The 1,262-nt window shown below is 62.1% G+C and carries 1 protein-coding gene; it reads left to right on the plus strand.

The genetic code is table 11. From position 1 onward, the window contains the following. Nucleotides 1-1,262: type VI secretion system tip protein TssI/VgrG (gene tssI, locus AK821_RS07440; protein ID WP_152974147.1), on the plus strand; the 1,262-nt coding region annotated here is incomplete at both ends.

Raw genomic sequence — 1,262 nt, forward strand, 5'->3', positions numbered from 1 at the left:
GTCAGCGCCCGCCCCGACCTGAAGCTCGAAGAACTCCTGCACAAACCCGGCGTGCTGACCTTCGGCGCCACCGGCGAAGGCACGATCCACGGCCTGGTCTATCGCATCGAGCAAGGCGATTCCGGCAAGACCCTGACCCGCTACAGCCTCAGCCTGGTGCCGCAACTCGCCTACCTGCGCCACAACCACGATCAGCAGATTTTCCAGCAACTGACAGTGCCGCAAATCATCGGCCAGGTCCTGGAAGATCGCGGCATCCTCGCCGACGCCTACGATTTCCAGCTCAGCGCCGAGTACCCGCAGCGCGATTATTGCGTGCAGTACGACGAGTCCGACCTGCACTTCATCCAGCGCTTGTGCGAAGAGGAAGGCATTCACTTTCACTTCCAGCACAGTAGCAGCGGGCACAAACTGGTGTTCGGCGATGACCAGACGGTTTTCCGCAAACTCAAAGCGGTGAGCTACCAGCAAGACTCCGGCATGAGCGCCGACAAACCGGTGATCAAGCGCTTCAACCTGCGCCTGGAAACCCGCACCACCCGCGTCAGCCGCCGCGATTACGACTTCGAAAAACCGAAAATCCTACCCGAAGGCGCAGTCAAATCCGACTTCGCCCCGGATCTGGAGGACTACGACTACCCCGGCCGCTTCACCACCCGCGAGCGCGGCAAATTCCTCTCCACCCGCGCCCTCGAACGCCATCGCAGCGACTACAAACTCGCCGAAGGCAAAGGTGACGAACCGACCCTGACCAGCGGCCATTTCCTCACCCTGGCCGAGCACCCGCGCGCCGAATGGAATGATCTGTGGCTGCTGCTGGAAGTCTTCCACGAAGGCAAACAACCGCAAGTGCTCGGCGAAAACGTCACCAGCGACGTCACCGACCACAAAAGCGATTTCCACCAGGGCTACCGCAACAGCTTCCTCGCCACCCCGTGGGACGCGCACTACCGCCCGGCCCTCGAACACCCGAAACCGAAAGTGCTCGGCAGCCAGACCGCTGTGGTCACCGGCCCGGCAGGCGAAGAAATCCACTGCGACCAATACGGCCGCATCAAAGTGCAATTCCACTGGGACCGCGAAGGTCAGTCCAACGACAAAACCACCTGCTGGATGCGCGTCGCCAGCGGCTGGGCCGGCGCAGCCTATGGCGGCATCGCCATCCCGCGCATCGGCATGGAAGTCCTCGTCACCTTCCGCCAAGGCGATCCCGATCAGCCACTCGTAACCGGCTGCCTGTACCACAAGGAAAACGTCGTCCC

Source organism: Pseudomonas sp. RIT-PI-r, assembly GCF_001297015.1.
Taxonomy (GTDB): domain Bacteria; phylum Pseudomonadota; class Gammaproteobacteria; order Pseudomonadales; family Pseudomonadaceae; genus Aquipseudomonas.